Consider the following 6,059-nt stretch of genomic DNA (forward strand, 5'->3'; position numbering starts at 1 on the left):
GTTTCACGTGCGCGGATCCGTGGCCCGGTGCGTGTGCGGATTCGAGGCCCGGTGCGTGTGCAGATCCGGGGCCCGGTGCGTGTGCGGACTCGGGGCCAGGCACGGGCGCGGGGCCCGGCGTGTGTGCGGCGTGCGCTGCGTGTGCGGGGTGCGGGACCGTCGGGCGTTCCGTCGCCAGGGAGTCCCAGTCCGCCGGGTCGGCGTCGGGGAAATCGGCGTCTTCGTGGCCGCCCTCTTCGTCCTCCGGAGGGGGTGGCCATTCGGGGTCGTCGGCCGGAGGCACGTCGTCGTGCGCCGACGGGTGGGCCTCTTCGTGGGAGCGGGCGGGCTCCGGTGCGCCCTCCCCCGTCAGACGGTCCAGGTGGGCGAGGACCGTCTGCGCGGCGGCCCGGCGGCGGGCCAGGGACGCGTCGTCCAGCGGGAGCGGCCATGCCTGGTCCGCCGTCGCCTCCTGTAGCGCGGGGTTCTCCTCGTCCTCGGCGGGCTCGTCGGCCCAGGCCTCGATCTCCCCGTGGCCCGCCGCGCAGTGGTCGTACAGGGCCCGGAGGAAGTCCGAGGGGCCGCGCGGCTTCTTCTGGGAGGGGCCCCACCAGTGGCCGGATCCGAGGAGCAGGGAGCGGGGGCGGGTGAACGTCACGTACCCGAGGCGGAGTTCCTCGGTGTGCTGGTGGCCCTTCATCGCTTCGTGGAAGGCCTTCATGCCCTTGGCGTCCCACGCTTCGACGTCGGGCAGCGTGGCCGTGTCGCCGCGCAGCTCGTGCGGGACGACCTTGGCCTGGGCGGTCCACTTCTCGCGGCCCTGGGCGCTCGGGAAGGTGCCGTTGACCAGGCCGGGGACGGCGACGACGTCCCACTCCAGGCCTTTGGACCGGTGGGCGGTGAGCACCTTGACGGTGTTCTCGCCGCCCGGCAGTGCGTTGTCCAGGCCCTTCTCGTACTGGGCGGCGGTGCGCAGGAAGCCGAGGAAGGCGAGGAGTGTCGCCCCGCTGTCGTTCGCGGCGAAGGAGGCGGCGACGTCCAGGAAGTTGGAGAGCGTCTCGCGGCGGCGGGCCGCCAGGGCGCCCGGGGACGCGGAGAGCTCCACCTCCAGGCCGGTCACGGCGAGGACGCGGTGCAGCACGTCCATCAGCGGGTCGGACAAGGAGCGGCGCAGCTCGCGCAGTTCGGCCGCGAGCCGGGCGAAGCGCACCCTGGCATCCGCCGAGAAGGGCAGCCCGTCGTCCGCTCCGGAGGGGTCGTCCGGGGCGAGGGGGGTCTCCAGGAACGTGTCCAGCGCGTCCGCGAGCGATATCACCTCGGCCGGGTCGACCCCCTCGACGGCTTCGGCGAGGCGCCGGTCGGGGTCTTCGGGAGCGGCGTGCCCGGGGCGCACGAGGAGGCGGGCGCGGCGGCCGAGGAGGGCGAGGTCGCGGGCGCCGATGCGCCAGCGGGGGCCGGTCAGGAGCCGCACCAGGGAGGCGTTCGCCCCCGGGTCCTGGAGGACCTCGCAGACGGCGACGAGGTCGGCGACCTCGGGGAGGTGCAGCAGCCCGGAGAGGCCGACGACCTCCACGGGGACGTCGCGGGCGACGAGCGCCGCCTGGATCTCGGCGAAGTCCGTGGCCGTGCGGCACAGGACGGCGATCTCGCCGGGTGCCTTGCCGGTGCGCACGAGGTGGGCGATGGAGTCGCCGAGCCAGTCGATCTCTTCGGCGTGCGTGCGCAGCAGGGCGCAGCGCACCACGCCGTCCCGCTCGGCGCCCGGGGCGGGCCGCAGCGCCTCCACGCCCGCGTGCATGGCGCGCAGGGGCTCCGCGAGGTTGTTGGCGAGGTCGAGGAGGCGGCCGCCGCTGCGGCGGTTCTCGCTGAGCGCGTGGCGGGCGGCGGGGCGGCCGTCGGCGTGCGCGAAGTGGTCGGGGAAGTCGTCGAGGTTCGCCACCGAGGCGCCTCGCCAGCCGTAGATGGCCTGGCAGGGGTCGCCGACCGCGGTCACCGGGTGCCCTGTGCCGCCGCCGAAGAGGCCGGACAGGAGGATGCGCTGGGCGACCGACGTGTCCTGGTACTCGTCGAGGAGGACGACGCGGAATTCGTCGCGGAGGATCTCGCCGACCTCCGCGCGGGTGTCGGCCAGTGTCGCGGAGAGGGCGATCTGGTCGCCGAAGTCGAGGAGGTCGCGGGAGCGCTTCGCCGCGCGGTACCTGCCGACGAGCTCGGCCAGTTCGAGCCGGGCCGCCGCCGTCTCGGGGACCTTGCGCAGGTCGGCGTTGGTGAGCTTCACGCCGTCCAGGGCGCGCAGCAGTCCGGTGTCGTACGCGTGCAGGCGCTCGGGGCTCACCAGGTGCTCGGCGAGCTCGCTGTCGAGGGCGAGGAGGTCGCTGACGAGGTCGGGGAAGGACCGGGTGAGCGCGGGATAGGGACCGGGGGCCTCGCGCAGCACGCGCGCGGCGAGCTGGAAGCGGGTCGCGTCGGCGAGGAGGCGGGAGGTCGGCTCCAGGCCGATGCGCAGGCCGTGGTCGGTCAGGAGGCGGCCCGCGAAGGCGTGGTACGTGGAGATGACCGGCTCGCCCGGCGGGTTGTCGGGGTCGACCGCGTCGGGGTCGGTGACGCCCGCCTTGACGAGGGCGTGGCGCACCCGCTCGGCGAGCTCGCCCGCCGCCTTGTTCGTGAACGTCAGGCCGAGGACCTGCTCGGGGGCGACCTGCCCGGTGCCGACGAGCCACACCACGCGCGCCGCCATCACGGTCGTCTTGCCGGAGCCGGCTCCGGCCACGATCACCTGCGGGGCGGGCGGCGCGATGATGCAGGCCGTCTGCTCCGGGGTGAACGGGATGCCGAGGAGCTCCTTGAGCTGCTCGGGATCGGTGATGCGAGGTGACACATCAGAGAGGCTAGCGGTGGCCACCGACAACCGGGGCGGACCCGGACCCGGGCGGCCACCGCCCGCTCATGGGACGCGTGGGGGTCAGGAACCCGCGGAGAGCTTCGCCGGGTCGACGACCTCGCTGGCCGGCGGCGCCTTCACGTCGACGGCCTTGCCGTAGTCGCTGAAGGTCACGGAGCCGGGCTCGTCGCTGCCCTTGTTCACGACCTTCAGGAAGTAGGGCTTGCCCTCCATGGCGACGTAGAACGTCGTGGTCTCGTCGCCCTTCTTCTTGGTGAGGACGGCGGCCTTCGTGCCGTCGACCTCGGCGTCGTCCTCACGCTTGAGGTTCTTGAGCTTGTCGGACTTGAACATGTCGTCCGGGTTGCAGACGCTCTCACCCTTGTTGGGCGACTTCACCCAACGGCCCTTGAGGAGTTCGGCCGTGCTGCCACCGCCCTGGGACTCCCAGAACTTGTCGTCGGCCTTTACGTACGAGGTCTTTCCGGAGGCCAGGAACTCTGCGGTGCCCTTCTTCGGCGAGCCCATCGTGCCCTTGCAGTCGCCCGACTCGGCGACGGAGAACTTGATGTTGCTCACCTCGCCCTTCTGCTCCATCTTGCCCTGCATCGTGAAGGAGCCGGCGTCCTTGGACGCCTTGGAGGCCTTGTCGGCGATCTTGTCGGCGCTCATGCCGTCGAAGGGGTCCTTGTCCCCGTCGCTGCTGCAGCCCGTCACGCCGATGACGGCGGCGGCACAGGCGACGGCCACTGCCAGGAGCTTCCGGTTGGCTGCCATATACGCGCATCTCCTCGAAAAGGTGCACTTTCAGCCAGTGCACAGGGTGTCTTTACGGAGACTTTAGATTGCTCCGGGGGGTGCTATGCCCCGGAGTGACGCGACGTGACAATCGCCACGGGTGGGGCGTGCCGGGTCAGTCCACCACATGGCGGCCCTCCGGGCGCGCACTGCACGAGGCGCGGAAGGCGCAGTGTGTGCAGTGCTGGCCGACCGTGGGGGCGAAGCGTTCGTCGAGGACCTTGCCCGCGGCCGTCGCGAGGAGGTCCCCGATCCACTCTCCGGAGAGGGCTTCCTGGGCCTGCACCTTGGGGAGGGCGTCGCCGCCGTTCTTCTTCGCGGCGCCTTGGCGCAGCTGCACCAGTTCGGCACCGCCCGGCTCGGGACGTACGCCTTCGAAGAGTTCGTCGGCCGCACCCTCGCGGACCGCCAACTGGTAGACCGCGAGCTGCGGATGGCGGGCCACCTCGGCGGCGCTCGGGGACTGCTTGCCGGTCTTGAAGTCCACTACATATGCGCGGCCTTCCGCGTCCTGTTCGACCCGGTCCATGGAGCCGCGCACCCGTACTTCGTAGGACCCTGCTTCCAGGGTCACGTCGAAGCCGTGCTCGCTGGCTACGGGAGTGCGGCTCGCGCGGTCCATCACGTGCCACTGGAGGAACCGCTCCAGCGCCACGCGCGCGTTCTCCTTCTCCTGTGCCGACTTCCAGGGGGCGTCGAACGCCAGCGCGTCCCATACCGAGTCGAGGCGCTCCATGAGGACGGCGAGGTCGGCGGGGGTGCGCCCGGAGGCCACCTCGTCGGCCAGGACGTGCACCACGTTGCCGAAGCCCTGGGCGGCGGTCGCGGGCGCGTCCGCCTTCACCTCTCGACCCAGGAACCACTGGAGGGCGCAGGTGTTGGCGAGCTGGTCGAGTGCGCTTCCGGAGAGCACGACGGGCTTGTCGCGGTCCCGCAGGGGCACCTCGCTCGCCGTCGGTTCGTACATGCCCCACCAGCGGTAGGGGTGCGCGGCCGGCACGAGGGGGCGGCCGTCGGTGTCGCCGAGCGCGGCGAGGCGGGCCAGGCGCTGGGCCGCCGCCTCGCGCAGGGCTCCCGAGACGCGCGGGTCGACGGTGGTCGCACGCAGTTCGGCGACGAGCGCCGCGACGGACAGCGGGCGGCGCGGGCGGCCCGTTATGTCCTTGGGCTCCACGCCGAGTTCGGTCAGGAAGCGGGACGGCTGGTCGCCGTCCTCCGCGGGCGCCTTCACCGCGGTCACGACGAGACGCTCCCGCGCGCGCGTGGCGGCGACGTAGAACAGGCGGCGCTCTTCGGAGAGGAGCGCTCCGGGGGTCAGCGGCTCGGCGAGGCCGTCGCGCCCGATACGGTCGGCCTCCAGGAGGGAACCGCGGCGGCGCAGGTCGGGCCAGAGCCCCTCCTGGACGCCCGCGACCACGACGAGCCGCCACTCGAGCCCCTTGGAACGGTGTGCCGTCATCAGACGCACGGCGCCGGGGCGGGCCGCCCGGCGCGTGAGCGTGTCCGCGGCGATGTCCTGCGCCTCGGTCTCCTCCAGGAAGTTGAGGGCACCGCGACCGCCCGTGCGCTCCTCCGCGCGGGCCGCGGCCGCGAACAGGGCGCACACGGCGTCGAGGTCACGGTCGGCGTTGCGGCCGGCCGCGCCGCCGCGCCGCGCGGTGCGTTCCAGGCGCTTGGGCCAGGGCGTGCCGTCCCACAGCTCCCACAGCGCCTCCTCGGCCGTGCCGCCGCCCGCGAGGCGCTCACGGGCCTTGCGGAGCAGCGCGCCGAGCCGCTGGGCGCCGCGGGCGTACGTCGGGTCGTGCGCGACGAGCCGCTCCGGCTCGGCGAGGGCGCGGGCCAGCAGTTCGTCGGAGGGCGGCGGCAGGTGGTTGCCCGCCGCGCGCTCCTCCTCGCGCAGGGCGCGGCCCAGTCGGCGCAGGTCGGCGGCGTCCATACCGGCCAGCGGGGACGTCAGGAGGGTGAGAGCGGTCTCGGTGTCGAGCCAGGCGGGAGCGGTCGCTCCGCTTCCGGCCGCCTCCCCCTCCGCTTCTCCGTCCGCCTCCGCTTCTCCGTCCGCCTCCGCTTCTCCGTCCCCCTCCGCTTCTCCCTCCTCCTCCGACGTCGGCGCCCCCTCGGACTCGGGCTCCCGGTCCGACTCGGGCTCCTGATCCGACTCCGGCTTCTGCTCCGGCTCCGGCTCGGAAGCAGCCGCCTCCGAAGACACCCCCTGCGAAGACGCCGTCTCCGAAGACACCGCCTCCGAATCAACCGCCATCGCCACCACCCGCAGCGCCGTCAGCAGCGGTGTCACCGCCGGCTCATGGCGCAGGGCGATGTCGTCGCCGTCGATTTCCAGGGGCACGCCCGCCGCGCTGAGGCTGCGGCGGACCGCGGGGATCGTGCGGGCGCCCGCACGGAC

The 6,059-nt window shown here is 73.3% G+C and carries 3 protein-coding genes; all 3 read right to left on the minus strand.

Features of this window, described 5'->3' with window-relative positions; genetic code table 11:
• Positions 1-2,857, minus strand: a 2,857-nt coding sequence (locus tag AOK03_RS29880; RefSeq protein WP_055568484.1) for an ATP-dependent helicase, incomplete at its 3' end; no start/stop codon positions are given.
• Positions 2,858-2,941: 84 nt separating this feature from the next.
• Positions 2,942-3,637: a hypothetical protein gene (locus AOK03_RS29885; protein WP_055568485.1), complete on the minus strand. Its 696-nt coding sequence runs from the start codon at positions 3,635-3,637 to the stop codon at positions 2,942-2,944.
• Positions 3,638-3,773: 136 nt separating this feature from the next.
• Positions 3,774-6,059, minus strand: a 2,286-nt coding sequence (locus tag AOK03_RS29890) for a UrvD/REP family ATP-dependent DNA helicase (RefSeq protein WP_167355654.1), incomplete at its 5' end; no start/stop codon positions are given.

The organism is Streptomyces atriruber (assembly GCF_001418325.1).
Taxonomy (GTDB): domain Bacteria; phylum Actinomycetota; class Actinomycetes; order Streptomycetales; family Streptomycetaceae; genus Streptomyces; species Streptomyces atriruber.